The following is a 25,314-nucleotide window of genomic DNA, read 5'->3' on the forward strand; positions in this document are numbered from 1 at the left end:
CGCTGCCATCCGAAAAAGGGTGACCTACTTGCAAGCAGGAGAGTATGACTCACCTTGAAAAAAACTGACGCCCCAAAGAAATCACGAAAACCAAAGGATCCCAATGCGGCCATTGAGGCCAGTCGCTACGAAAATCCGATTGCCAGCCGTGAGGTGATCCTCAAAATACTCGAGGATTCGGGAGAATTATTTCAGCTATCGGGTTTGGCCAGCAAACTCGATTTGTCGAGTGATCAAGATCTTGAAGCACTGCGTCGCCGCGTGATGGCGATGCGACGCGATGGCCAGGTGCACCTCGACCGGCGGGGACGCATCGGCCTCTCCGAGCGCCTTGAGTTGCAAACCTGTCGAGTCATTGGGCATCGCGATGGTTATGGCTTCGCCACGCCTGTCGAAGGTGGTGATGACCTTTATCTCAGCAGTCGAGAAATGCAGAAAGTGTTTGACGGCGATCGCACCCTCGTAGCAACGGTGAGCACGGATGCCAAGGGGCGTCGCGAAGGCAAGGTTGTTGAGGTATTGGAGCGCGCTGTAGAAGTACTGCCGGGTCGCTACATGGAAGAGAGCGGTATTGGTTTTCTCCTGCCCTATAACACCCGAGTTACCCAACATATTTTAATCCCGCCCAATCAAACGCGCGGTGCTCTGCCCGGTCAGATGGTGTCAGTACGCATTACCGATTACCCCACCCAAGTGCTGGGTGCCAAGGGTTCAGTCGAAGAAATTTTGGGTGACCACCTTGATCCCGGGCTTGAAATTGATATTGCCATTCGGGCGCATCAAATCCCTTGGCAGTGGCCCGATGCGGTGCTCGATGAGGCGGCGTCTTTGAGCGAGGAACCCGATACTGATGACAAGCGTGGCCGCATCGATCTGCGAACTAAACCTTTCGTAACGATCGATGGTGAGGACGCGAGAGATTTTGACGATGCCGTGTACTGCGAGCCTGAGGGCACCGGTTTTCGATTGTGGGTTGCGATCGCCGACGTGTCGCATTACGTAACTACTGACTCTGCCCTCGATCAGGAAGCTATTGAGCGGGGCAACTCCGTATATTTTCCTGAGCGTGTGGTACCTATGTTCCCAGAGGTGCTCTCCAACGGGCTCTGCTCGCTCAAACCCAAGGTAGATCGGTTGGCCATGGTTTGTGAGATGACCATTGGCCAAAGGGGTGAGGTTGTTAGCAGTACGTTTTATGAAGCGGTGATTCACTCCCATGCCAGATTGACCTACACCGAGGTGGGTCAGGTGTTAGAACAGGGTTTTGCCGATTCGGTAGACCCTGAGCGATACCCCGGTCTGATGCATTTGCATGCCCTTTATGCCTGCCTCCGAGGGGCCCGCGAGCTGCGTGGCGCCATTGATTTTGAGACCGTTGAAACGCGTATCGAGTTTAACGCTGAGCGCAAAATTGAAGCGATTGTTCCCGTTCACCGCAATGACGCCCACAAGCTGATCGAAGAGTGCATGCTTGCAGCCAACGTGGCGACGGCTGAGTTTTTAGAGGCGGCGGGCCTGCCCGTTTTGTTTCGAGTGCATGAGGGGCCTAGCACCGAGCGGCTCGCCAATGTGCGCGACTTCTTGGGTGAGTTAGGGCTAGACTTGGGCGGCGGGGAAAAACCGACTCCCGAGGATTATCAGCGTCTGCTGGCGGCTGCATCAGATCGAGACGATGCCTCGGTGATTCAAACGATGCTGCTACGCTCGTTAAGTCAGGCGGTCTATCAGGTAGAGAACAAGGGGCACTTTGGGTTGCATTACCCGGCCTATGCGCACTTCACCTCGCCAATCCGACGATACCCCGACTTGTTAGTGCACAGAGCGATTCGCAGTCTTATCCGCGGGGGCAAGTTCCCCAAGCAAACGCGCCGCTCTGAAGATACGCAACAACAAAGCCAGTCCTCATACCCCTACGAGTTGGCCGCGGTTACTGCGTTGGGAGAGCGCTGTTCGTTGACCGAGCGACGTGCTGATGATGCAACGCGTGAGGTTGACGCTTGGCTTAAATGCGAATTTTTGAGGGACAGGGTAGGGGAGCAATTTGCGGGGGTCATTACGGCCGTGACGGCCTTTGGAATCTTTGTTGAGCTTCAAGACCTTTACATTGAGGGGTTGGTGCATATCAGCGCGTTGCCCGGAGACTATTACCACTTTGACGCGCCTAAGCAGCGGTTGGTAGGCGACCGAACTCGTCGCACCTTTCAACTCGGTGGATCGGTAGACGTCACGGTAGCTAGGGTTGATTTGGATGAACGAAAAATAGATTTAGAGATGGTGGGAGCCTCAGACGCGAGGCCACCTAAAGGGCGCAAAGTTGCTGGCGCTTCTCGCAAGAAGAAAAGTGCTGCGGGAAAATCTAACGCCACTGAATCCCGTGGCAAGCGAGCCAAAAAAGCGACCAGCCAAGGGCGCTCGAAAGATGCCAAATCTAAAACGGGTGGTAAGCCGGGTAAAAAGCAGGGCAGCGCGCCTCGCGCCGATGGGTCTAAGTCGGGGCGTGGTAAACGGTGAGTGATTGGGTTTATGGGTTTCATGCGGTGGAGGCACTGCTACGCAGGGAGCCCAAAGCGATCGTGGCCTTGTGGTTAGAGGCCAGCCGGCGGGATAAGCGCGCTCAGGCCCTGCTGCGTCTTGCGGCAGATCAAGGCGTAACCGTCGAGCGCGTTTCTGGAGCAGCCCTTGATGACGTGGCGTCTGGTCGTCATCAAGGCATTGCAGTTCAGGTTAAATCGGGCGCAGCCACAGAAGCGATCGACGAGGTCGGTTTAATGGCCTTGTTGCAACGTCAGGACTCACCTTTGCTGTTGATTCTGGATGGGGTCACTGACCCACACAATTTGGGTGCCTGCTTGCGTACAGCTGATGCTGCTGGCGTTACGGCGGTCGTGGTGCCTCAAGATGGTGCTGCGGGCCTCTCACCGGTCGCGCGCAAAGTGGCCTGCGGTGCCGCCGACACCGTGCCGTTCGTTCGAGTTACCAACCTCGCGAGAACGTTGGGACAACTTAAAGCGGCGGGTGTTTGGCTAATTGGTACCAGTGACAAAGCGTCCTGCACTGTATTTGAGCAGGATTTCTCTGGGCCCCTGGCCATAGTGATGGGTGCGGAGGGGGCGGGCATGCGACGCTTGACCGAGGAAAACTGTGATTTCTTGGTAAGTTTGCCCATGCAAGGAACCGTTTCTAGCCTGAATGTGTCCGTGGCTACGGGTATTTGCCTGTTTGAGGCGGTCAGGCAGCGACAAATCGCAAACTAGGCCCAAAATAGCGCCATTGCATTGTGTCTTGGTGCTGGGTAAACTCCGCGCCTCAGAAAATTAGGCGGGGTGTAAACCCCATCTCCTTGCCATACCGCGGACGCGGGTGGCGCAATCCGAAAGGAGTGATCGAGTGCGACACTACGAAGTTGTGTTTATGGTTCATCCCGACCAGTCAGAGCAGGTCCCGGGCATGATCGAGCGTTATTCAGCCGTCATCACCAAAGACGGCGGAACAGTCCACCGGCTCGAGGACTGGGGTCGGCGTCAGCTGGCCTATCACATCAATAAGGTGCACAAAGCGCACTACATCATGATGAACGTTGAAGCTTCTAACGAAGCAATGGAAGAGTTGAGCACTACTTTCCGTTACAACGACGCCGTTATCCGAAATCTCGTAATCCGTCGCGATGAGCTGGTGACTGAAGAGTCATTGATCATGAAGGCCGAGAAAGAAGATCGTGAGCGTAAATCTCGCTATCAGGAGCGACAGGCGGCAGAAACCAAGGCCCCAGAAGCTGACAAGGATAACGAAGACGCTCCGGCAGAGGCCGAAGCCCCATCAGATTCAGATAACAGCGAGGAGTGAGCCATGTCTCGTTTTTTTCGTAGACGCAAGTTTTGTAAGTTTACCGCCGAAGGCATCAAAGAGATCGACTACAAAGATCTCGATACGCTGAAGCAGTACATTACTGAGACTGGAAAGATTGTACCCAGTCGTATTACGGGTACCAAGGCTAAGTACCAGCGACAGTTGGCCACAGCCGTCAAGCGTGCACGATTTTTGGCGCTGCTACCCTACACCGACGCTCACCAGTAAGCCGGTGAAGTAATGCGCGGCCTCGCAGAATTTATTATGCGTGGCCGCTGGCAGGCGCTAGCGGTTGCGGTGGTAGGCGCGGGAAGCCTGCTTTTTGGCTGGCTCAGTGCAGCCGCAATTGCGCTAGTAACATTGCGTAAAGGGGTCATTGACGGCAGTTGGCTGGTGCTCTGGGCATTGCTGCCAGCGTCATTAGCGGCTTGGATGAGTGGCGACATTGGCAGTATCGTGTTGCTTGCGGGCACCTTTGTACTGGCGGTGATACTGCGAACGACAGTCAGCTTGGCATTAGCGATTTTGGCCAGCGCGGCGCTCGGAGTAGTGGGTGGTGCCGGCCTACTGTTAATTAGCGGTGAATTTTTAGATCAGCTGGTTGTGGTGTTCGCCGAGCTAATTGGTGACCTCGAAGCCAATATGAAGGCAAGTGGGGAGAAGATAACGCTGCCGCGCCCTACACCTGGGCAGATCGCTGGTATTCTCGCCGCCGGTAACGCAGTGACTGCGGTTTTGAGTTTGTTGTTGGCTAGATATTGGCAAGCCTTGTTGTACAACCCTGGAGGTTTTCGGGTTGAGTTCCACCGGTTACGTTTGCCGGTTGGTGCCACGCTAATTTTGGGTGGATTGGCCATTTTTTTATGGTTGCAAGCTTCTTGGGTTAGCGGATGGGCAATGGTTTGGGCAGTGCCGTTGATGTTTGCGGGATTTGCCTTGGTGCACGCCTGGGTTGCGTTCACCCGCCGAGGTAACGGTAGCCTCGTCGCGTTTTATGCGATGTGGCTGTTTTTAGACCCAGTAAAAGGGTTGTTGTTGGGCTTGGTGATGGCCGATGCTCTTCTGGATTTCAGGCGTCGATGGTCTTCGGCGTCAACGGATGGGGAAGCCTGAGGCTTCTGGATTTTGTAAGAACGGTGTCGGGTAGGCCGACTGCGAGGAAGTTAAAATGGAAGTTATTTTGCTGGAAAACGTGGGTAACCTGGGAAGTCTGGGTGATAAGGTCGATGTCAAGGCAGGCTACGGGCGAAATTTTTTAATTCCCCATGGCAAGGCGGTCCCTGCGACGGGTGACAACGTGGCTAAATTTGAAGCGCGACGTGCTGAGCTCGAGGCCGCGGCAGCCGCTTCGTTGGAGGCAGCTGAGAAGCGTGCAGCGGCGATCGTCGAGTTGGCAGGCATTTCGATTGAGGCAACCGCGGGTGAAGAGGGCAAGCTCTTTGGTTCCGTGGGTACCCGCGATATCTCCGAGGCGATCACCGCAGCGGGTGTCGACATCGATAAAGCCGAAGTTCGCCTGCCAGAAGGCGTGATTCGGGACCTGGGCGAATACGAAGTTATGCTGCAACTGCACGGCAATGTCGCCACCAGTATTGCCGTATCCGTCGTTCCTGCCTGAGCCTCTGAGCAGCGTTATGAGTAGTTAGATCATACTCTCTAGCGTTGCAAATCAACTTGGGCGTACCCAGTACGCCCAAGCATGGGTTATGCTGCACTGCCGGCCACCGGATAGCTGTTAATGACTCAATCTTCATCTCCCCCCTACGCCCCTTCGACGGGTGACTTAGACCTCGAGCGCATTCGCATGCAGCCGCAGTCCGTTGAGGCCGAGCGGTCGGTTATTGGCGGTTTGCTAATTTCCTCTGAAGGCTGGGATGCCATCGCCGAGATTGTGGTTGCCGAAGACTTTTACCGACCGGAACACCGAGCCATATTTCGTCAGATCGCAAAACTCGTCGATTTGGGCCAGCCCGTTGACGTGATAACAGTGGCTGACCGATTGCTGGCCACGGGAGAGCTGGACGCTGCCGGCGGCCATACGTATCTCGCTGAACTCGCGGAAACGACGCCCACTGCGGCTAACATTCGTGCTTACGCAACAGCCGTACATGAGCGCGCTGTGCTCAGAAAGTTGATCGGTGCGGCGCAGGATATCGCCAATACGGGCTTTCACCCTGAGGGTCGTGCCGCTGAGGAACTGCTCGATGAGGCTGAGCGGCGCATCATGCAGATCTCTGAGGAAGGTCCTAAGACCGGCGGCGCCCGTGCCATGGAGCCGTTGTTGCAGGGTGCCCTTGAGCGGATCGAAGAGCTATTTCAAAGCGGCGGCGAAATATTAGGCTTAACGACGGGGTTTATTGATCTCGATCGCATGACTTCGGGCTTACAGGATTCAGACTTGGTGATAGTGGCGGGCCGTCCCTCGATGGGTAAAACCGCTTTTGCGATGAACCTTGTTGAGAATGCTGCTTCAGGTAGCGAAAAGCCGATATTGGTGTTCTCGATGGAGATGCCGGCGGAACAGCTTGTCATCCGCATGATGTCCTCGCTAGGTAAGATCGATCAGACCCGTGTGCGAACCGGGAAACTTGAGCAAGAGGACTGGCCTAAACTTTCCGCCGCCATGGCAAAGTTAAAGGAGGCCAACGTTTTTATTGACGATACGCCAGCACTGACGCCCACAGAAGTGCGTTCCCGAGCGCGGCGCGTCTCTAGGGAGCAAGGATCATTGGGGATGATCATGGTGGATTATCTTCAACTCATGCGGGTGGCGGGTTCTACTGAAGGGCGTACAGCAGAAATCTCAGAAATTTCTCGCAGCCTGAAAGCTATTGCTAAAGAGTTTAAGTGTCCGGTTGTTGCGCTATCACAGTTGAATCGAGCACTTGAGCAGCGACCCAATAAGCGCCCCGTAAATTCAGATCTTCGTGAGTCGGGAGCGATTGAGCAGGATGCTGACGTCATCATGTTTATCTATCGTGATGAGGTCTATCACGAGGATTCTCCGGATCAAGGCACCGCTGAGATTATTATTGGCAAGCAGCGAAATGGTCCTATAGGCACCTGTCGCCTGGCCTTTCAGGGCGAATATACCCGCTTTGATAATTTAGCTAGGGGTGATTACGGCGGTTACGCCTAACACGCTCAAAGCGACTTCCCCTAAGCCGACGCGCCATGGTGCCGTTCCATGGGGCTCACCGGAGACGAAGCATTACAGGTCTAGCGTCTCTCGAAGCTTGCTCAGGGCCTGTTGCCGTTCTTCTCTAGACATCGCAACGGTTGCTGGCTCAGTAAGCTCAGCGCGTGTTGGCAATACTATCGTTTCGCCCCGACTCAATCGAGCTACCCAGCGATCGTAATGGCCTTTGAAAACCGGCAGGGTCATGCGTTCGGCATTGTTGCTCAAAAAAAACCAATCACTGTCCCGTCCTGCGAAGTACACCACCGGGTGCGACCAGGTTTGTGCCAGTTTGGGTGATGGTTTCTCGCAGGCTTCTATGAAAGCGTCTCTTAAGGGTGGTACGCCTAGCCGCTCAAGGGCCAGTTGGCAGCAGTCGAGCATGCGCTTGAGTGTAGGTAAGTAATCACTATCTTCAATTGCGCGCTTTGCCCCGGTTAATATTGATTCCGCGGTGAAGCTGGAGAGTGCTTCTAGCCATAGGCGTTTTATTTGGTTCAGCTGGGTGGTGTCGGCATAGGCCGCGTAAAACTGATTGTGATAATTCAGCCTGAACAGGGCAAAAACCTGATTGATCGTATCGGCCAAGTCATCTCTCGGTGTCGCATCAGTTGGCCCAGCTGGTATCGCTGAGGTCGTCAGCGATCGATCGGTCCCGCGTACGATGTTCTCCGCCAGACTGCCCACGTCCTTGCTGTCCGCCATGGTCATTCCCTTTTTTGCCTGATTGTCCTTGTTCCCAGCGCCACTGGTGTTTGACGTGCTGCAAGAATTTGCTGTTCCAAGAGGTTTGGAGGTCTCCGGAGTCGCACCAGAAAACTCGGAATTCCCCCAGGCGTTCTGTGGCGTAGCTGCGTTCAATATTTGACAGCGCCAACACCTCAAAGACCTGCTCGCTGGGTTGCCAGTCCTGTGTCATGGGTCGAGGCTCGGGGCTGTGGCCTAGCCCTGCCTGAAAGCGTACCCAGCGTTGTCTAATCCAGCCTATGAATTTGCTGTTGACCTCTTTGGGCGGTCCGCCACGTTCTCGCCAGTACAAAATAAACTCGGGTCGCATTGAGTCTATGAATTCAAGGTCGACACCGTTACCCGCCATAATGTCCAATGCGTCATCGCTAGGGCGCCAGTTTTGATCGAAGGCCGGGGGCGCAGTAATTTCAAAGGCTGGGTGCTGACTTTGGTGACGTCTCCAAGCGCTGAGTACATGCTGCCTGAAGCGATTGTCTGGTGCAGGGTCGGTTGGGGCCGGGCTGAACTGGGGCAGTTGCGACAAAGCAAATTGTCTGTTGATCCCGTGGCTCAGGTGCAGCAAATCTAAGAGGTCTTCTGACGGTTGCCAAGATCGCGCAGCTGCTTTAACGACTGGGGGCTCCGGTGACTTTTTTTCGGCTTGATAGGAGCTTGGTGGCGCCTTTGCATTTGGGTTGGACCGACCGGGTGCTGGTTGGGTTTGGGCCTTATCTGCTGCGAGTGCCGATGGCGCTGCCACTGCAGAAATTCGGATGACGTCAGCATTCTGATTTTCATGGCGCACATGAATGATACCCAGAGCTTCAAGTCGCTCAAGAAGCTCACGAATTTTAGGCACCTCCCAGAAGGGGAAATTACGCTCAAACTCCGAAAGTGCGACGCATTGGCTTGCCTGCGGTCTGCCCGATAGCAGTTCGCCTAGTCCCTGCAGCAAAATGGCTTCCTCTAAGCCAATGGTCGCGGCAAGATCTGGCGAAAACGTCAGCTGGCGATCGGGAATGAGGGAACCTGGCGGCATGAAGTTAGGGATCTTAGGCTTGGGTTTGCTAGCATACCGCTGTGAGGCCTGTTCGTGCACCTCCTTGTCGCTAATCTTCTTCTAGGAATCGTTTATGCCCAAATCAAAGACTGCATTTGTTTGTAACGACTGCGGTGCAGACTACGGCAAGTGGCAAGGACAGTGTGGTGAGTGTTCAGCGTGGAATACCATCACAGAAATTCGCCTAGGCCCCGCCAGAAGCGGAAAAAGCAGTCTGCGGGGAGGCCGAGGAGGGTACGCGGGAGCGAGAGCGGAGGTGAAAGTTCTCAAAGATATTGATCTTGTCGACGTACCTCGGTTCAGCAGTGGTTTTACTGAGCTTGATCGGGTGTTGGGCGGGGGGTTAGTGCCCGGTTCGGCAATTCTCATCGGCGGCCACCCCGGCGCAGGAAAAAGCACCTTGCTGCTGCAAACACTTTGTCACCTTGCTGCGGGTGGCCCTGCACTGTATGTCACTGGTGAAGAAAGTCCCCAGCAAGTGGCCATGCGCGCTGATCGCCTAGAGCTCGCCGTTGATGCCTTACAGCTTATGGCGGAAACCGAAGTGGATGCCATTCTTGCGGCCGCCGATGAAATGCGACCCCGAGTCATGGTGGTGGACTCCATACAGGTGATGCATTCAGAGGGTATTGCTTCAGCCCCGGGTAGCGTTTCGCAGGTACGCGACTGCGCGGCACAACTGACGCGGTACGCCAAGCAGTCGGGGGTGGTTCTAATTTTGGTTGGCCACGTGACCAAAGATGGCAATCTCGCGGGTCCAAAAGTGCTGGAGCACATGATTGATTGCTCCATTTTGCTTGAGGGAGAACATGACTCCCGTTTTCGCACTCTGCGAAGTAGTAAAAATCGTTTTGGTGCGGTCAACGAACTCGGTGTCTTTGCGATGACCGATAGAGGCATGCGCGAAGTAAAAAACCCTTCAGCTATATTTCTTGATCGAGCTGAGGAGCCGGCATCGGGGACAACCGTCATGGTGGTGTGGGAGGGTACTCGCCCGCTGCTGGTGGAGATTCAGGCCTTGGTCGACGACAGCTCGCTTGGCAATCCCCGACGGGTCGCGGTGGGATTTGAGCAAAACAGGCTTGCGATGCTGTTGGCGGTGCTGCACCGCCACGGCGGTATTATGGTGGGCGATCAAGATGTCTTCGCCAATGTCGTAGGTGGTGTTCGAGTGACAGAGACCAGTGCCGATCTCGCGCTGCTGGTCGCCGTTGTCTCCAGCCTGAAGAACCGCATTTTATCGCGAGATTGGGTCGTCTTTGGCGAAGTTGGGCTGTCGGGAGAAATTCGTCCAGTACCCTCGGGACAAGAGCGACTGAGTGAGGCTGCGAAACACGGTTTCAAGCGCGCAGTTGTGCCCAAGGGGAATGTACCCAAGCAGGCAATCGCGGGCCTTGAAGTCATTGGCGTCACCCGGCTGTCTGAAGCGTTAGAGGCACTGCTGTGAGCCGATTTTTCTGACGACCTGAGGCGTCAGCAGGGCTTGGTGTTGCAGGCCTTTGCGCTTAGCCCATTAATTTGCGGTGTTTCACACGGCTGGGCATATCGGCGTCCTTGCCCAAGCGTGCGACGCGATCTTCTTCATATTCCGTGAAGTTACCTTGATGGAATGTCACGCCGCCATCGTCTTCGTAAGCCAATATGTGGGTGGCAATACGGTCTAAAAACCAGCGGTCGTGAGAAATGACCAGGGCGGAGCCTGGAAATGCGAGGATGGCCTCTTCCAAAGCTCTAAGGGTTTCAATGTCGAGGTCATTAGTAGGCTCGTCGAGCAGCAGCATGTTGCCACCTTGTTTGAGGAGCTTGGCCAAGTGCAGGCGGTTGCGCTCACCCCCCGACAGATCTTTTACAAATTTTTGTTGGTCCGAACCTTTAAAGTTGAAGCGTCCGACGTAGGATCGCGAAGGCAACTCGTAACTGCCAATGCGCATAATATCGAGGCCATCAGAGATTTCTTCCCAAACGGTTTTGCTGCCATCTAAATCATCTCGAGACTGATCGACGTAAGACAGTTGCACCGTTTCACCCAGCTCAATTTCACCGCCGTCAGGTTTTTCTATGCCCATTAACAATTTGAAGAGTGTGGACTTACCCATGCCATTAGCGCCGATAATGCCGACAATGCTGCCGGTAGGCACTGTGAAAGTGACGTCGTCAAAAAGAAGCCGATCGCCGAAGGTTTTTCGTAGGTTTTTAACCTCAATAACTCTATCGCCCAGCCTAGGTCCAGGTGGAATATAGATTTCATTGGTCTCGTTGCGTGTTTGGAACTCTTGGGAATTTAACTCCTCAAAGCGCGCAAGGCGGGCTTTGCTTTTGGCTTGACGGCCCTTGGGGTTGGATCGCACCCATTCCAGTTCGGCTTTAATGGCTTTTTGATGGGCGGCCTCGGTGCGCTGTTCCTGGTCGAGGCGAGTCTCTTTGGCTTCGAGCCATGTTGAATAATTGCCTTCGTAGGGAATACCTCGGCCACGATCCAGTTCCAAGATCCAGCCCGCGGCATTGTCTAAGAAGTAGCGGTCGTGCGTAATGGCCACAACGGTACCGGAAAAATTCTCAAGGAAGCGCTCAAGCCACGCCACCGACTCTGCGTCGAGGTGGTTAGTGGGTTCGTCGAGCAACAGCATATCGGGTTCGGATAACAGAAGTCGGCACAGCGCGACCCGGCGCCGCTCTCCGCCAGACAGCGTCGCCACGTCGCTGTCCCAAGGCGGGAGCCGCAGCGCATTGGCCGCAATATCTAGGCGAGTATCAAGGTTGTGGGCATCCTTCGCCTGAATAACATCCTCATAGCGCGCTTGCTTTTTCGCCAGCTCATCAAAGTCGGCATCGGGCTCCGCGTAGGCGGCATAAACAGCGTCCAGACCTTGCAGGGCGTCGATGGCTTCCTGGACACCTTCTTCAACATTGCCACGAACATCCTTGTCGGGGTTCAGCTGGGGCTCCTGAGGGAGGTAGCCAATATTAATGCCGGGCTGTGGCCTTGCTTCACCTTGGATATCGGTATCGAGGCCTGCCATGATTTTAAGCAGTGTCGACTTCCCTGCGCCATTGAGGCCGAGCACGCCTATTTTGGCGCCGGGGAAAAAAGACAAAGAGATATCTTTAAGAATTTCACGTTTGGGTGGGACCATTTTGCCAACGCGGTTCATGGTGTAAACGTAAGAACCTGTTTTTCCGCTTTTGTTATCTTTTGACATGTTTTACTTGCCTTTCTGTCGATATCGATAGGCCTTTTTGAGGTTTTTGCGACACGCGAGATATAAAATTAGAAGTTATGTTTTTGGTTGACCTGGTCCTGTTCGTTACTCTAATCATAAAAGTTATGTTTTGGATGTTGTTATGGGTCATAAAATTCAAGAGATCATGATAAATGGCGCTAGGGCAAAAGTGCTAGTAAAAGATTGTATGCCTGTTTGTTTTCCGAATCTTTATGCGACCCTGGAGCTTTCAGGTCGAGCATTAAACACGCAGAAAAAATACTTTGAACACATCGTGCTATTTGAGGAATTTCTTGAGTATGAATCGATTGACCTAATTCCACTGTTGGAGGAACGGCCTGAGTCCAGCTATCTGATCGATGAAGAGATATCCCGTTTTGTCAGCGACGCTGGCTTCCAAAAGAATAACACTGAATAAAAAACATTCGAGTGTTCGGTTGCCTCCAGCGGCATTTGAATCCGTGGGTAGAGTACATGCGCAACAGCGGCTTGAGGCAGTGCGTGACTATCTGAAGTTTCTATATGACAAACTCGGAGATCAAACTTCACGGGATGCGGCAGTTGATGATGTAGTACGGCGTTTTAATCGCAAGATAAAAGCTGCTAAACCTGCCTGGAAAAAGACCAGGGTTGAAGAAATGAAGGGGCTGACCCATCAGGAGCGCGGACGGTTGTTAGAGGTCATGCATCCTAAAAGCGCTGATAACCCCTTTGCCAGTGAAGCGCTAAAACTACGTAATTACATCGTGCTGCTATCGGGGCTAGATATGGGCCTGCGCCGCTCTGAAATGCTGCTGATTAAAATCGGCGACATTATATGAAAAGTGGAGTGTTGCACCATCGCCCGAAGAACTCGCCTCAAGTACACTGAAGAGACGCAATCTTATATCTGGGATCGCTATCAGTTAGGTACGTCTGTGAAATCAATTGGCCGGTCTTTTGATCGGCCCTCATCTTCCATTCATAATCTACTGGCTCGAACAGGTGGCATTTGCCCTACTCTTCTCCCCCTTTTCTGGCTCGCAAACGATGTATTCCTAGCAAGCCGACACAACTGGCGAGTGCCCAAAGTAACTGCAATGGCATCGCAGGAACTGCCACCGGCGCGGGAACTTGAATTTGAACCCCAATGCCGCTGGGGTCGCGGACTTCGCCCGGGACCGGGTCATCATCACCTTCACCATTGTCAGTGAGCAGGAAGGTGGTGGTACTGTCGCCTAGCTGGGCACTGTAACCACTATAAACGCCACTTTCCTCTTTGAAAAAACGGGCTCCAGCGGGGAGTGGCTGGGAATAATCTACCGTGACGGTGATGCCCTGCAAGAGGCTGTTGCAGCTGTTAAGCGAGAAATCGAGTAACCCGAAGGGGAAGTTATAGCCAGTCGGTTTGCTTGGTGAATCCGGTGCAGGTACAAAGCTGGCAGAAGCAATGTTGGAGCAACCCTGGACTGACATCACGGCGGAGAGTCCGCCGGGCCCACCTGTTATCGTTGTCATGGCCGGAGGTAGTTGAGCCACGGTGATACTGGTGCCGCCCTGAGTGTATTTGTCTTTGGCTTCGACCACGAAAGTGGGCGAGTTACTCTTGGGCATTACTCCGGTGATAACGCCACTATTGCTGATGACCCATCCTGCAGGCAGACCGCCGGGAACGGAAAAGGTCACTGTATCCCTGTCATTGGTCAAAGTGGGGGTCAATGAAACTGCTTCTCCCGCATTCAAACTGAGGCTTGGGTAGCTCACAGTAATTGGATCTCCTGTCACTTTGACATGGAGTGAGGCTTTGGCAATGTTTTCGGCGGCGCTGCCCAGTGGTCCGGCTTCGTATTCCACGTTCAAATTGACGTCACCAAAAGTGTCCGGTGTTGCAGAGATCTCACCCGTGGTGGTATTGATCGACCAGCCTGCAGGCGGGCTGGTCAGGCGGAATACAGGACTTTCGGTCCCTTGATAGGGCGACTTGGTGGCTGGTGCGCTAAAAGGCTGGCCAATCTCTGTCTCTGAGTTGGTGTATGTCAGAACCGGGTCGATAGGAAGATAGATAGAATCAAGGGCTTCAGTACCTCCCTCGACGGCCTTGATAGTGACGGCGGCATCCCCGCCATTTACAGCAGCGGTCGGCGTGCCGGAAATCTCGCCGGTGGCGGCATTGAGGGTTAGTCCTGCGGGTAGCGTGCCGGTTTCAACTGCGAATGTGGTGGGAGTGAACCCGGCGGATACGAAGGGCTTCTTGTTGATGGCAGTGCCCACTGGCACAAGGTCTGCATCCAGGAAACCTGTGTACGAAATATAAGGTGTAATTGACGAGGCAGCATTGCAAACCTGGATATTGAAAGAAGCCAAGGCAGCAGCGTTGGGGTCCGGCAGGTCCTTTCGCTCCGCGACAACTCTGACCGTAAAGTTCCGACCACCTATGTTGCCGGCTAAGCATTCCGCGCCATCTGTTGCAATCGGTGTCAGACTGAGTGTGCCGCTACTATCAACAGAGATTGTTCCGCCATAGCTGGCACCGGATACAGGAGTAATATCTACAAAGGTATAACTCATGGTGCCAGCAGCGTTGGTCACCGTGGGGACAACGGAAGTGGTCTGCTCTGCGTTGCCGATCGCGTCAGGGTAGACCAATGCGAGCGGACCCTGGGCCAGCGATAGCTGAATTTGCAGAACGCGCAATTTACTACTGGGGAACGCGGGTTGGGTTGGGATCTCAGCGTCTGCCAGGTCGCGTGTGACCTGAGCGACCAAGCCCGCCGGCATGGAAGCGCCCAGTACTACTTTGGGTCGGCCGTTATCGTCAATGGCTGGCCAATTACCCAGGTCGCCCTGAGTACCCGTGATGATGTTATAGGTCCCTTTGCCATACGTTGAATCATCAAAGCCCTGGCTTACAAAATCGGTGGCGCTCAGGCCGGCGGCGTAGGCCTCTACTACCACCTCAGCGCTGTCCAGTTTTCTCGCGGTGATGCCTCCGTTGCCTTTGATTGCAAGCTGCATGGCATCCGAGTAATCCGCTAAGATCAAACCATTCCCAACGTCTTGCGTCCAGCCCGTCGGATTCAATCGAGCCCTGATTTGACCATCTTGATAGGAAACCGAAGCCTCACTCGCAGCCTCAATTAGTAATTTACTCTCGCTCGAGGCAGGACTGCCGGTAAAATTAGTTGAGCCACGCAGGTTGAACAGGCTGCATTGGTCGCAGCGAAGATTAAGGTCATTATTCAGGCGTAGAGTAGAGGTGGTGTCCACGTCGAGAAAGTAGTTCTGTGCTAGCTCTGTGCCAAGGAAGTTGGTTTTAGGGGTCAGTGTGCTGCCACCGCTTACTTTAACCGCACGTATGGCCGCTGGGTCAAAGAGTACATTGCCACCGAGCACTAGCTCGCCGCCCGAGCCAACCACGATTTCTTCAGTAGCGACATGCAATGGTGCTGCTGAGCAGTTTACGGTGCAGTTGACCGTTGTTTTACCGCCCATGACTGAAAACTCGGTCATGCGTACGAGCTGCCCGCGCGATCTATTAGCGATTTTCGCATCCTCCCAGCCCAAGACAAGGTTGTTACCCGAAAACTTAAGTCGGCTCGCCAGTAGAGAAGTCGTGCCGGAGGAAAAACTAATCGTTGAGTCCGCCACATTGGCAACAGATAGGTGGAGCTCTGAGGCGTTTATTCCTGTGCCGCTGGTTACCAGCGATCCTGTTAGGTTGATAGCGCTACCGTTGATAGAGCTCTCGGCAAACCCCCCGGCTGAACCCGCTCCATTGACATCTCCAACCAGAGTAAGCAGCGTGTTATTAAGTGTCAGACTGCTACCGGGCTTCATATTCAAGCTGGAGTTGGAGGAACTAGAGGCGCTCGAAACCAGAGCCGCGCCCGTTAGGTCCGCTCCCATGACTAAGCGGGCTCCAGAGTCCAACGAAAGAGTGAGCTTGCCAGTGTTGCCCGGTGAGGAGAGGAAGCGATATTGATTATCGGTACCTGTCACGTCGAAAGTAAATGGATTGCCAAAGCCAAGCTTACTGTTGGTGGTGGCAATAAGATGACCGTTGTTGAGTGCGATGCCGCTCCGAATCAGCGGAGAGGCCAGATAGCTGCGCCAAAAATTGCTACTGAGGCGGCAGGCTGCTCCATTGTATTCGGTGAAGTCAGCAGTGGCGTTGTCAACAATGAGCTGCCCTGCCTCAAAAGTAGGAGTGAAGTCGCCGCACCCCGAGCTCAGGGAGCTAGCGGATGCTGTGATCTGGCGAATATCAGTAGTAGTCGATCCACTAAAACGCAGCGTTTGAAACAGCGGATCAACGGTGCTTGGTTCAGAGGAGCCACCAACGTTGGAAATGATATAAAATATCCCCTTGTCGATATCGAATGCGTTGTAGTTAGTAGTCGGCACGCCCGAACCCAAAAAAAGTCCTTGAACGTCGCCCGTGGTCGTGAAATTAGGGGACTTGCTGTATGTATATACGGGCGGTGATTGGGCGCCCGGCTGCGCGGTGGTGAGGCCGGAGCTTAAAAGTAGGGCAATGGTCACTACAAAAAATAGGGAAAAGTAGTTAGTGCTCTTCATCTTAACGAAACCTCATTGCCAGTTTGCTTAAAGCATGTTCTAAATTTGGCTTTGAAGTATGACAGCTTCAAAAATATATAATAAAAGCAATATTCAGGCCAAGAGGTATAGCCAAGTAAACTGGCGCAGAACAGACGCTGAGTGACAAGCCTGGTGTTCATATGTGAAAGCTCCAAATAGCTTGAGAATATTTCAACTTAGGTGAGAATCTACAGTGCTGTGTGGTGTAAGGGGGATGTGTAATGACCCAGTGAATAACTGCATATGATGATCAAACAACAGATATTGGGGAGTCTGTTTGGCGCTGATGGGTTTAAGTCCCTAAAGAGTTAACTTTTGACGTACGAAGTAGGTCAAAGATTAACTCAATCTCCTGAAGTGCCTCGGTTTTAACACTTTTGATATTCTTGGGTGCGTCGATCGCTGGGTATCAGCTGCTTTTCAGTCCGTCCGCCAAAACTTAACTGAATTTTAATAGGATTGATGGCCGGATTGCGCGCACATAGGACAAGCTCGTTATTTATCGGGTGGAGTTAGTGTATCTATTGTACGGACGCTTCTTAACCGATGGCGACGGTCAAAGATGACTAAAAGTCTTTTGTATTGAACTTAATCATTTAGTTAGTTAGGCTAACTAAATGATTAAGCAGCCTCCAACCTCCTCCGTGGTTTATCGAGCCTTTAGGTTCATGCGCATTATCAGCGAAAACGCCCAGCGTGAATTGGATAACCGCCTCCCTGACACGCTGACATCCCGCCAGTTTGAGGTTCTGAACCGACTCTATTTTGTAGGAGATCAAACGGCTTCTCAGTTGGCTGCCGCCTTTAACGTATCGGCACCTTCCATGAGTCAAATGATCACGCGGCTTAGGGCCGTTGGAGTCATAGAGATGAGTCGTAAATCTGATGATGCACGCGCCAAGTTGGTTAGCATGACCGAATCTGGCAAGGATACTTTGGAATCTACCGTGCAATCTTTGATGTCTGGCTTTGAGCCGGTTGAGGAAGCCCTGGGAGCTGCGCGGTTGCAGCATCTGCTTGAAGAATTGGAGGCGGTGCAAGGTGCTCTCAGTGGGGTCGCCTCGAAAGCTAAGGGCAACGGCGCAGATGCTGAGCTCTAGATCACGGCAAACTGCGGATTCGGGGCGCCTTAAGGCCAAGGCATACAGGCTATTCAAATGGCACACCGCATCGGGTTGGTTGGCAGGGGGAATACTGGTGTGGGTGGTCAGTGCGCTTACTTTTTTCCTGGCGGCACCATCTTCGCCATCCTTACCCCCGATCGCCCAAGGCGCATTGTTAAATTTACTCTCGCTCTACTTTCCGGTTTTTTTCCTGGCCGTGTGCTTGCTGTTCTTCCTCACTCGTAAACGCTTGGCTATCGATTGGAGACACAATTTCTCCCTTGATCAGCTGACGGCGGTTAAAGAAAGCGTCTTGGTCTTCAGCTATCTGTTAATAACGCAACTATTGTTGGGGCTTTGGGGGCATGCAGGCTTGCATTTTCCCGGACCCGATATTTATGATCCGAGTCTGCATGATCTGTTTGATGTCGGTATTTGGGTCGGGATGTACTTTGCGATCTATGTTGTGGTGCCTCTTGTTTGGCTGTTTTTTCGCTCTTTTGACTGGAACCGCTTGTTCGCGTCGCTGCGGTGGAAGCGCGACCTCTGGATTATCAGCGCGTATTGGGCGCTGGATTTCTTTGGTCCCATCGTATTTGGAGCAAACTTCTTTGGCCTCGATCCTTGGCTGTATGCTCTGGCAATTCCTGGTGGAATTATTGTGAATACCTTGGGGGCCGGATTGCCCGTTGTGATCCTCATGCACATTATTTTGATACCTCGCCTGGCAATCATTTTTAACAGCAAGTTCACAGTGATTGCGATCGCAGGGCTTTTTTATGCCATTTTTAGCCTGTTTGATCCTGGCGTCGACTACAGCAATGGGCAGCAAGCGCTGCTGAGTGTGACTTATATTGTGATGACTCAGATGCTTGTTGGCATGGGGAAGGCTGCCTTTACGGTGGTAACCGGCAACCCCTTTATCCACTTCATAACACTTCACGTGCTCAGTGCACGCATACCTCTGGACACCGAGATGTACGGAGAGATTTTTAGCAGCCAGTAGGTACGCCTTGGTAATGAGACGAACGGCCGACGTACCCGCGCTAAATCACGATTTTAATGAGGTATCCGTCTGATCGTCCTCACAGACCGTTTTGTCGCTTATGCCTTCAAGTTGAAGACCACAACCATTAGCTTACGTGAGTTAATTAATAAAAAGTTTAAAATTTTCGGAGATTCCCAAGACTATGTCCCAGCAAAAAGGTTTTAACAAAGCTCCACTGGCGGCTGGCGTTGCTCTGGCGTTAGCGTCGCAGGTGAGTTTTGCCCAAGACGTGCCCAACGAGGTCGAGAGCGGCGCTTCAGACCCTGCTATGGAAGAAGTGATCGTAACTGGCATCCGCCAGAGCCTGCAAAAATCGGCCGATATAAAACGTGATGATGCGGGTGTGGTCGACGCGATTACGGCTGAAGATATTGGCGCATTTCCTGATACCAACCTAGCCGAAGCACTCCAGCGTGTGACGGGTGTGGCGATTGATAGAACCCGTGGCGAAGGTCAGTACGTGACCGTTCGTGGTTTTGGTCCGGCATTTAACCTGGTAACACTCAACGGCCGACAAATGCCAACAACGGGCGGGGATAGCCGCTCATTCGACTTCAGCAACTTGGCTGTTGAAGGCGTCTCAAGGGTAGAGGTCTACAAAAGCGGTAAAGCCAACGTCCCAACGGGCGGTATCGGCTCCACCATAAACATTGTAACGACGCGCCCTTTGGACTCCCCCGGCTTTAATGCCACGGTTGCTGCATCGGCGATGCACGACACATCAACAGAGACAGGCGATGACTTCACACCCGAAGTTTCACTGCTAATTTCAAATACTTTCCTTGACGACACTGTGGGTATTTCCTTGAGCGCGGTTCGCCAAGAGCGAAACAATGGCGCTGCTACGGCGAGTGTTGCGGGTTGGCGTAGTTTTGCTGGAGATGTCGATAACTGCTGGTGTAGTGCACGACCTTCTGAGTGGGGCGGTATTCCCTACGACCTAGCGTCACAGCAAAACAGGCCCACAGGTGCTGACGAGCAATATTCAGTTCCTCAGAATACAGGCTACGAATTCGCCGAGTGGGATCGTGTGCGAACTAACGGGCAGCTGACTATGCAGTGGGCTCCGACTGAGCGCCTGACTGCGACCGTTGATTACACTTATTCTGAAGTAGAGCTCGAGCGCACTTTTACTAACTACTCAGCTTGGTACAATTTTGGCGGCCAGGAAACGGTTTGGGATGGCAACAATGCCAACGCTTCGCCAACCACCTACGCGGAATTTAATGGCGGTACCGGTGACTTCGCTATGGCTGGCGGCAGCGATGCGACCGTTGCAGAGAACACATCAATCGGCATTAACTTAGCGTGGGATGTGACTGATCGACTGTCACTTATGTTTGATTATCACGATTCTGATGCCGAGCAGCGCCCTGACAGCCCCTTTGGCAGCGCTTCTCAGTTGGCCATTTCGGCCTTCTCTCGAGACAAGACCACAACCTACTTTGATCGTGGAGACTTGCCGGTTCTGGCTTTGGATTTGTCTAACCCTCTCAGTACCGACGACATGATTGTTACTGGAAGCGTCTTTGCAAATAACTACGCCAAAATGGAAATCGAACAGGCCCGTTTTGGTGGCTCATTCGACTTTAATCCTGATGGCGTCGTTAAAAGCATCGACTTTGGGGTTGAGTTTACAGAAGTTAACAACCGCTCTGCGGGCTCGGTCGTCCAGCGCGACGCTTGGGGCGGTGTATCTCAGGTAGGTGCTATCGCAGATCTGCTGACTGAGGTGTCGTCTGCAGGGCGCTTTGACGAGATTTCCGGTGGCAGTGATCCTGAGCTGGTAACGGCCTATTACGCCTTCGACATGCCCGCGCTCATCGAGCGTACGGAGCAGTTGATGGCTAGCGGAGAGGCAGCGACGTTCGCAGTGCCTGATATGGGAGATTGTGGGACTGGCTTGTGTGCTTCAAGCACCTACAGCTCTGACCGACGCACCACTGAGGAGCAGCTTGCGGCCTATTTCCAAGTTAATATGGGTTTTGAGATGGGTATGGTGCCTGTTGATGTCCGGCTTGGCGTCCGTTACGAAGAGACCGACATCGACTCTCAAGCGTTGGCACCCAGCTACTCGCGAGTTGATTGGGTAGGCGGCAATGAGTTCAGTGCTGTACCGGGGGAGGCCGACTTTACCGAGCTGAGCGGCAGCTACGACAATGTACTGCCTAACCTCGATGTCAGAGTGGGCTTGACGGAAAATATAGTCGCTCGATTCTCTTACAGCAAAACCATGACACGCCCTAATTATAGAGACATACAGGGCGGCCAGACTATTGATCAATTGTTGCGTATCGATGGTGGAACGGGCTCTCGCGGTAACCCCAACCTGAAGCCTTTTGAGTCTGACAACATCGACCTCTCTTTTGAGTGGTACTACGGCGATGCCAGCTACTTCTCGGTGGGTTACTTCACCAAGGACGTCGAAAATTTCATTGGCTTCTCTGAGTTCAACGAAACGCTGTTTGACCTGCCGCACCCCGGTAACGGTAGCTATGCCGATGAGGCGAGGGCTGCTTTGGGCAACGCCGCCACGTCAGGGGAGTTGTACGATTGGATTCTCTCAAACAAAGCCGGCTCGCCGGGCGTTAACGTCGCTAATGGCACGATCACTGGTCAGTCAGGTGACAGTCTCGCAAACTTCCGCGTAACCGCGCCGGTTAACCAAGATGACGATACGGTAGATGGGTGGGAAATTAACCTCCAACACACCTTCGGTCAGACTGGCTTTGGCTTTATCGCAAACGCCACATTGGTTGAATCCGATACCGAATACGATAATACGGACCGAACCCAGCAGTTCGTAGTCTCTGGTATCGGTGATTCTGCAAACCTGATCGGCTTTTATGAGAACGATCGGTTCTCAATTCGAGTGGCATACAACTGGCGGGATGACTTCCTGGCGGGTACGGGCCAGGCCAACGTTGGCGCGATTCCACCGACTTACGTTGGCGAATACGACCAGTGGGATATCGGTGCTCAATTTAATGTGACCGATAACCTCACGGTGTTTGCCGATGCGATTAACATTACTGACGAGACAACCTACGTTTATGGTCGTAGCGAATCTCAGCCCTTGTTCGTTGCACAGCAAGGTGCCCGCTATAACGTAGGTGTGCGTTATACCTTCTGATACGGCAAGGTACTGATGATAAAGCTGCCCTCGGGCAGCTTTTGTCGTTTAAAGAGCGCTAAAATAAAAGCCAGAAAAAACAACGCATAGGTGTTGGATTAATGAGTACAACGCAACAGGTTGTCATTGTCGGTGGTGGTACTGCTGGTTGGTTAACAGCAGCCAGGCTGGGTGCCATGGCTGAGCGACAATTTGACATCACTTTGGTGGAGTCTCCTAACGTGCCCACTGTGGGTGTTGGTGAGGGTACTTGGCCTTCCATGAAGGCCACGCTGCAGGCGATTGGACTGTCAGAGCGGGCTTTAATCTCAGAATGCGATGCCAGTTTGAAGCAGGGTACGCTCTTTCAAGGTTGGAGGACTGGGGCTGCTGATGACAGCTACTTACATCCTTTTAGCTTGCCCCCTGAATATGCCTCAAAAAATGTGGCTGAATATTGGCGGCGCGACGGCCTGCGCTATCCATTCCATGAGGTCGTCACGCCTCAAGCACTTATTGCGACTACCTATAAAGCGCCCAAAACGGCGGATACTCCCGATTACGCCTTTGCGCTGAATTACGGTTATCACGTCGATGCCGTAAAGTTTGCGGCGCTACTACGACAGCACAGCATGTCTCGTTTTAACGTGCGGCACGTAGAGGGGCACGTAGCCGGCGTTAATAGTGATGCAGAGGGGTTTCTTACGAGCTTGGAGCTCGAGAGCGGCGACCGTTTATTCGGCGATTTTTTTGTTGACTGTTCGGGTCAGAGAGCCCTGTTAATAGGTGATCATTTTAAGGTGCCATTTCAGTCAGCACGTGACGTTTTGCCTAATAATCGAGCGGTGGTGGCTCAGGTGCCTTACGACGCGCCTAATGATGAAATCCACTCTTGTACACAGTCGACTGCACAGGACTGTGGTTGGATCTGGGATATTGGTCTTCAATCTCGTCGAGGCGTTGGCTATGTCCATAACGCCGACTTTATTTCCGAGGCTGAAGCCACTCAAACCCTACGAAATTATGCCGAACAATCGGTGGGTGCCAAAGTGGCGCAGGATTTAGCGTGTCGTACACTGAATTTCGAACCCGGATACCGCGGTACCCCTTGGACGCATAACTGCGTGGCTGTCGGTTTGTCAGCCGGCTTTATTGAGCCTCTCGAGGCCTCAGCGCTGGCTATGATTGAACAGGCGGCCTCGTTTTTGGTGGAAAGCTTTCCTGTCAATCGAGATCTCATGGGGCCCGCTTCCCGCGCGTTCAATCGAAAAATGGAGAGCAACTGGGCCAGTATTCAAGAGTTCCTTAAGCTCCACTACGTGTTAAGTGATCGTAATGACACGCCCTATTGGCAGCAGGCTCGCGACGAAACTAGCATTTCTGAAGGCCTATCAGACAAGCTGGCCTTGTGGCAGATTCGCGCCCCTTGGCATCCAGACACGCCGCGTATTGACGAGCTGTTCCCGGCTGCGAGCTATCAGTACGTTTGGTTGGGTATGAACGGCCACCTCAATGGCGTGATAGGGTCGGCAGGTCAGGATGGTAAAGATCATGCCTCAAGCAGCGCTGACCTTGATTCCATCTTATTTAAGGTGAGAGAGCGAGCGCTGCAATTGTCACGGGCTATGCCGGGGAATCGGCAGTTACTGAATGCCCTTCGGATGAATAACCCTTCAGCAACGGTAACAGCATGAGCAACTTTCAAATACTTAATAACGTCGACCATAAAGATCTGCGTATCGTAGAAGCGGTGGGTCAAGAGTTCGGCGATGGCATTCACAGTTGCCCTGCCTACACCTTCGAATTTAGGGATCTTCAGGTGGATTTTCCACTGCTGCTGCAAGCAACCGAGCATGATGGGCTGATACCTGTTGCAGTCATGGGGTTTGAGTCTGGGGAAAACCTGTTCCTGAAGAATTCCGAATGGACAGCGCTAAGTCGCCCCGCCTTCATGCGCAAGGGCCCTTTTTTGATTGGGCAGCACCAATCTCAAGAGGGGGAAGAAGTTCGATTATTAAGCGTCGATATGGCGCACCCCCGAGTGTCTCAGGGAACCGAGGGTGAGGCGGTCTTTCAACCTCTTGGTGGACGGACGCAGTATCTGGAGCAGCGAGCCGACCTGCTTGAGCAAATCCATGAAGGCGCGGGTCATACTCAGCGGTTTACGCAGTGTCTCGCCGATCTCGAGCTGGTCGAGTCAATTACGCTCGATATTAGCTTGCCGGACGGCTCGAAAAACCAGTTGCTCGGTTACTCGGCGATCAACGAGGATACCGTGAAGGCTTTGTCGGCAGAGAGTCTCGAGCAGCTGTCCCAGCAAGGGTTTCTTATGCCTTTGTTTATGATGCTAGCGTCGTTGTCGAATATGGGAAGGCTAATCCAATTCAAACAGCAAGTCAGAGATGCTAATCAGTGAACGATAAGGCACCCAAGGTTGTTGAAACCGTCGAGGGAATCACCCCCGATGCGATTCCATCTTGGGTATTTGAGCGGGAAGAGCCTTTGGTTCTCCGCGGGCTGGTGGCCGATTGGCCGGCTATTCCCGAGGGGGATGGCGACCTTGAGCAGCTTGAGGCCTATCTCTCTAAATTTTGGACAGCAAAGCCGGTTACCGCCTATGTGGCGCCAACTGAAGTGGCCGGGCGCTTTGGCTATAACGGGGCTTTTAACGGTTTTAACTTTCGCAGTGGTAGTGCCCCGCTAGAGGACATTCTGCAGCGCTTGCGCGAGCAGGCAGAACCGGAAAATAAAGAACCTTTATCGATTTATGTTGGATCAACACCCGTCGCCGGTTGGTTGCCAGGCTTCGAAAAGGCAAACATGCTTAAAATTCCCGGCGACCCCTTGGTCAATTTCTGGATCGGTAATCGCACGACGGTTTCTGCGCATTACGATTTTCCCAGCAACGTGGCTTGTGTGGTCTACGGTCGCCGCGAATTCACGCTGTTTCCTACGGATCAAATCGGCAACCTTTACGTAGGTCCTCTCGACCGAACGCCGTCCGGGCAGCCTATCAGTTTGGTCGATTTTTCTGCGCCTGACTTCGATAAGTTTCCGCGTTTTCGTGAGGCCATGGCGGCCTCTCAACGCTGTGAACTGGGGCCTGGCGACGCGATTTTTATACCGAGTATGTGGTGGCACCACGTTAGGGCGCTGTCGGATTGTAATCTGTTGGTGAACTACTGGTGGCTGGATCACGAGCAGCACTTTGGTTCGCCCTTTAATGCCTTGCTTCACGGGGTCTTATCGATTCGTCACTTGCCTGAAGCGCAGCGTTTGGCCTGGCAAAAGCTAATGAACTTCTACGTCTTTGAATCAGACCCGGAGTCTACTGAACATATTCCTGATCACGCGTTGGGTTGCCTGGGTGAAATGAATAAAATTGAGGCTGATCGCCTTCGCGAAGAATTACTGAATAGATTAAAGACATAACTGCGCC

The 25,314-nt window shown here is 53.1% G+C and carries 20 protein-coding genes; 16 read left to right on the plus strand and 4 right to left on the minus strand.

What is annotated here, in order from left to right; translation table 11 throughout:
• Positions 1-54: 54 nt before the first annotated feature.
• The 7 genes from rnr (at position 55) to dnaB (ending at position 6,985) form a co-directional block, all read left to right on the plus strand.
• Positions 55-2,511 (plus strand): ribonuclease R, encoded by a 2,457-nt coding sequence (gene rnr, locus ACMAY6_RS02385; protein WP_435214129.1) that lies wholly within the window; start codon positions 55-57, stop codon positions 2,509-2,511.
• Complete coding sequence (rlmB, locus tag ACMAY6_RS02390) at positions 2,508-3,254, plus strand: 23S rRNA (guanosine(2251)-2'-O)-methyltransferase RlmB (protein ID WP_435214130.1); 747 nt, start codon at positions 2,508-2,510, stop codon at positions 3,252-3,254. Before rnr ends, rlmB begins: the two co-directional genes overlap by 4 nt.
• Before the next feature lie 133 nt (positions 3,255-3,387).
• A complete protein-coding gene (gene rpsF, locus ACMAY6_RS02395; protein ID WP_435214132.1) occupies positions 3,388-3,843 on the plus strand; it encodes a 30S ribosomal protein S6 in 456 nt (151 codons plus the stop codon).
• A gap of 3 nt (positions 3,844-3,846) precedes the next feature.
• Positions 3,847-4,074 (plus strand): 30S ribosomal protein S18, encoded by a 228-nt coding sequence (gene rpsR / locus ACMAY6_RS02400; RefSeq protein WP_435214133.1) that lies wholly within the window; start codon positions 3,847-3,849, stop codon positions 4,072-4,074.
• A gap of 12 nt (positions 4,075-4,086) precedes the next feature.
• Positions 4,087-4,959, plus strand: coding sequence for a hypothetical protein (locus ACMAY6_RS02405; protein WP_435214135.1), 873 nt, complete (start codon positions 4,087-4,089; stop codon positions 4,957-4,959).
• Between the two features lie 55 nt (positions 4,960-5,014).
• Positions 5,015-5,464 carry a 50S ribosomal protein L9 gene (gene rplI, locus ACMAY6_RS02410; RefSeq protein ID WP_435214137.1) on the plus strand — a complete coding sequence of 150 codons (450 nt, stop codon included), beginning with the start codon at positions 5,015-5,017 and terminating at the stop codon, positions 5,462-5,464.
• A 120-nt stretch (positions 5,465-5,584) separates the two neighbouring features.
• On the plus strand, positions 5,585-6,985 hold the full coding sequence (gene dnaB / locus ACMAY6_RS02415) for a replicative DNA helicase (RefSeq protein WP_435214138.1): 1,401 nt from the start codon (positions 5,585-5,587) through the stop codon (positions 6,983-6,985).
• Positions 6,986-7,057: 72 nt separating this feature from the next.
• On the opposite strand, the gene ACMAY6_RS02420 is transcribed toward dnaB, so the two are convergent.
• Together ACMAY6_RS02420 and ACMAY6_RS02425 are read right to left on the minus strand one after the other, a co-directional pair.
• Entirely contained in the window at positions 7,058-7,729 is a 672-nt protein-coding gene (locus ACMAY6_RS02420) for a replication protein P (RefSeq protein ID WP_435214140.1), read from the minus strand.
• Positions 7,632-8,792, minus strand: coding sequence for a DnaT-like ssDNA-binding domain-containing protein (locus ACMAY6_RS02425; RefSeq protein WP_435214141.1), 1,161 nt, complete (start codon positions 8,790-8,792; stop codon positions 7,632-7,634). The genes ACMAY6_RS02420 and ACMAY6_RS02425 overlap by 98 nt, the downstream gene beginning before the upstream one ends.
• 94 nt (positions 8,793-8,886) lie before the next feature.
• On the opposite strand from ACMAY6_RS02425, the gene radA reads away from it, so the two are divergent.
• On the plus strand, positions 8,887-10,260 hold the full coding sequence (radA, locus tag ACMAY6_RS02430; protein ID WP_435214143.1) for a DNA repair protein RadA: 1,374 nt from the start codon (positions 8,887-8,889) through the stop codon (positions 10,258-10,260).
• 58 nt (positions 10,261-10,318) lie between these two features.
• Here the strand turns inward: radA and ettA are convergent, their stop codons facing one another.
• Positions 10,319-12,013, minus strand: a complete 1,695-nt coding sequence (gene ettA, locus ACMAY6_RS02435) for an energy-dependent translational throttle protein EttA (RefSeq protein WP_435214145.1) — start codon at positions 12,011-12,013, stop codon at positions 10,319-10,321.
• 142 nt (positions 12,014-12,155) lie between these two features.
• Here ettA and ACMAY6_RS02440 point away from each other — a divergent pair, with 142 nt between their 5' ends.
• Together ACMAY6_RS02440 and ACMAY6_RS02445 are read left to right on the plus strand one after the other, a co-directional pair.
• Entirely contained in the window at positions 12,156-12,452 is a 297-nt protein-coding gene (locus ACMAY6_RS02440) for a hypothetical protein (RefSeq protein WP_435214146.1), read from the plus strand.
• Positions 12,412-12,855, plus strand: coding sequence for a hypothetical protein (locus tag ACMAY6_RS02445; protein ID WP_435214147.1), 444 nt, complete (start codon positions 12,412-12,414; stop codon positions 12,853-12,855). The genes ACMAY6_RS02440 and ACMAY6_RS02445 overlap by 41 nt, the downstream gene beginning before the upstream one ends.
• 175 nt (positions 12,856-13,030) lie before the next feature.
• Here the strand turns inward: ACMAY6_RS02445 and ACMAY6_RS02450 are convergent, their stop codons facing one another.
• Positions 13,031-16,417, minus strand: a complete 3,387-nt coding sequence (locus ACMAY6_RS02450; protein WP_435214149.1) for a choice-of-anchor U domain-containing protein — start codon at positions 16,415-16,417, stop codon at positions 13,031-13,033.
• Positions 16,418-17,229: 812 nt separating this feature from the next.
• Between ACMAY6_RS02450 and ACMAY6_RS02455 the strand changes: the two genes are divergently transcribed.
• The 6 genes from ACMAY6_RS02455 to ACMAY6_RS02480 all read left to right on the plus strand — a co-directional run bounded on the left by ACMAY6_RS02455 (position 17,230) and on the right by ACMAY6_RS02480 (position 25,307).
• Complete coding sequence (locus ACMAY6_RS02455) at positions 17,230-17,712, plus strand: MarR family winged helix-turn-helix transcriptional regulator (RefSeq protein ID WP_435214150.1); 483 nt, start codon at positions 17,230-17,232, stop codon at positions 17,710-17,712.
• Positions 17,699-18,721 (plus strand): hypothetical protein, encoded by a 1,023-nt coding sequence (locus ACMAY6_RS02460; protein ID WP_435214152.1) that lies wholly within the window; start codon positions 17,699-17,701, stop codon positions 18,719-18,721. Before ACMAY6_RS02455 ends, ACMAY6_RS02460 begins: the two co-directional genes overlap by 14 nt.
• 184 nt (positions 18,722-18,905) lie before the next feature.
• The gene (locus ACMAY6_RS02465) at positions 18,906-21,896 is read left to right on the plus strand and encodes a TonB-dependent receptor (protein WP_435214154.1); all 2,991 of its coding nucleotides are present in this window, start codon (positions 18,906-18,908) and stop codon (positions 21,894-21,896) included.
• A gap of 101 nt (positions 21,897-21,997) precedes the next feature.
• Positions 21,998-23,569, plus strand: a complete 1,572-nt coding sequence (locus ACMAY6_RS02470) for a tryptophan halogenase family protein (RefSeq protein WP_435214156.1) — start codon at positions 21,998-22,000, stop codon at positions 23,567-23,569.
• Positions 23,566-24,291, plus strand: coding sequence for a SapC family protein (locus ACMAY6_RS02475; protein ID WP_435214158.1), 726 nt, complete (start codon positions 23,566-23,568; stop codon positions 24,289-24,291). The genes ACMAY6_RS02470 and ACMAY6_RS02475 overlap by 4 nt, the downstream gene beginning before the upstream one ends.
• A complete protein-coding gene (locus ACMAY6_RS02480) occupies positions 24,288-25,307 on the plus strand; it encodes a cupin-like domain-containing protein (protein ID WP_435214160.1) in 1,020 nt (339 codons plus the stop codon). The genes ACMAY6_RS02475 and ACMAY6_RS02480 overlap by 4 nt, the downstream gene beginning before the upstream one ends.
• Positions 25,308-25,314 lie beyond the last annotated feature (7 nt).

This window comes from Luminiphilus sp. nBUS_16 (genome assembly GCF_051201645.1).
GTDB lineage: Bacteria > Pseudomonadota > Gammaproteobacteria > Pseudomonadales > Halieaceae > Luminiphilus.

Excerpts from the sequence above, each read along its gene's own strand:
- rpsR (WP_435214133.1), top strand. The coding sequence starts at position 3,847 with ATGTCTCGTTTTTTTCGTAGACGCAAGTTTTGTAAGTTTACCGCCGAA.
- ACMAY6_RS02405 (WP_435214135.1), top strand. The coding sequence starts at position 4,087 with ATGCGCGGCCTCGCAGAATTTATTATGCGTGGCCGCTGGCAGGCGCTA.
- rplI (WP_435214137.1), top strand. The coding sequence starts at position 5,015 with ATGGAAGTTATTTTGCTGGAAAACGTGGGTAACCTGGGAAGTCTGGGT.
- dnaB (WP_435214138.1), top strand. The coding sequence starts at position 5,585 with ATGACTCAATCTTCATCTCCCCCCTACGCCCCTTCGACGGGTGACTTA.
- ACMAY6_RS02420 (WP_435214140.1), bottom strand. The coding sequence starts at position 7,729 with ATGGCGGACAGCAAGGACGTGGGCAGTCTGGCGGAGAACATCGTACGC.
- ACMAY6_RS02425 (WP_435214141.1), bottom strand. The coding sequence starts at position 8,792 with ATGCCGCCAGGTTCCCTCATTCCCGATCGCCAGCTGACGTTTTCGCCA.
- radA (WP_435214143.1), top strand. The coding sequence starts at position 8,887 with ATGCCCAAATCAAAGACTGCATTTGTTTGTAACGACTGCGGTGCAGAC.
- ettA (WP_435214145.1), bottom strand. The coding sequence starts at position 12,013 with ATGTCAAAAGATAACAAAAGCGGAAAAACAGGTTCTTACGTTTACACC.
- ACMAY6_RS02440 (WP_435214146.1), top strand. The coding sequence starts at position 12,156 with ATGGGTCATAAAATTCAAGAGATCATGATAAATGGCGCTAGGGCAAAA.
- ACMAY6_RS02455 (WP_435214150.1), top strand. The coding sequence starts at position 17,230 with ATGATTAAGCAGCCTCCAACCTCCTCCGTGGTTTATCGAGCCTTTAGG.
- ACMAY6_RS02460 (WP_435214152.1), top strand. The coding sequence starts at position 17,699 with ATGCTGAGCTCTAGATCACGGCAAACTGCGGATTCGGGGCGCCTTAAG.
- ACMAY6_RS02465 (WP_435214154.1), top strand. The coding sequence starts at position 18,906 with ATGTCCCAGCAAAAAGGTTTTAACAAAGCTCCACTGGCGGCTGGCGTT.
- ACMAY6_RS02470 (WP_435214156.1), top strand. The coding sequence starts at position 21,998 with ATGAGTACAACGCAACAGGTTGTCATTGTCGGTGGTGGTACTGCTGGT.
- ACMAY6_RS02475 (WP_435214158.1), top strand. The coding sequence starts at position 23,566 with ATGAGCAACTTTCAAATACTTAATAACGTCGACCATAAAGATCTGCGT.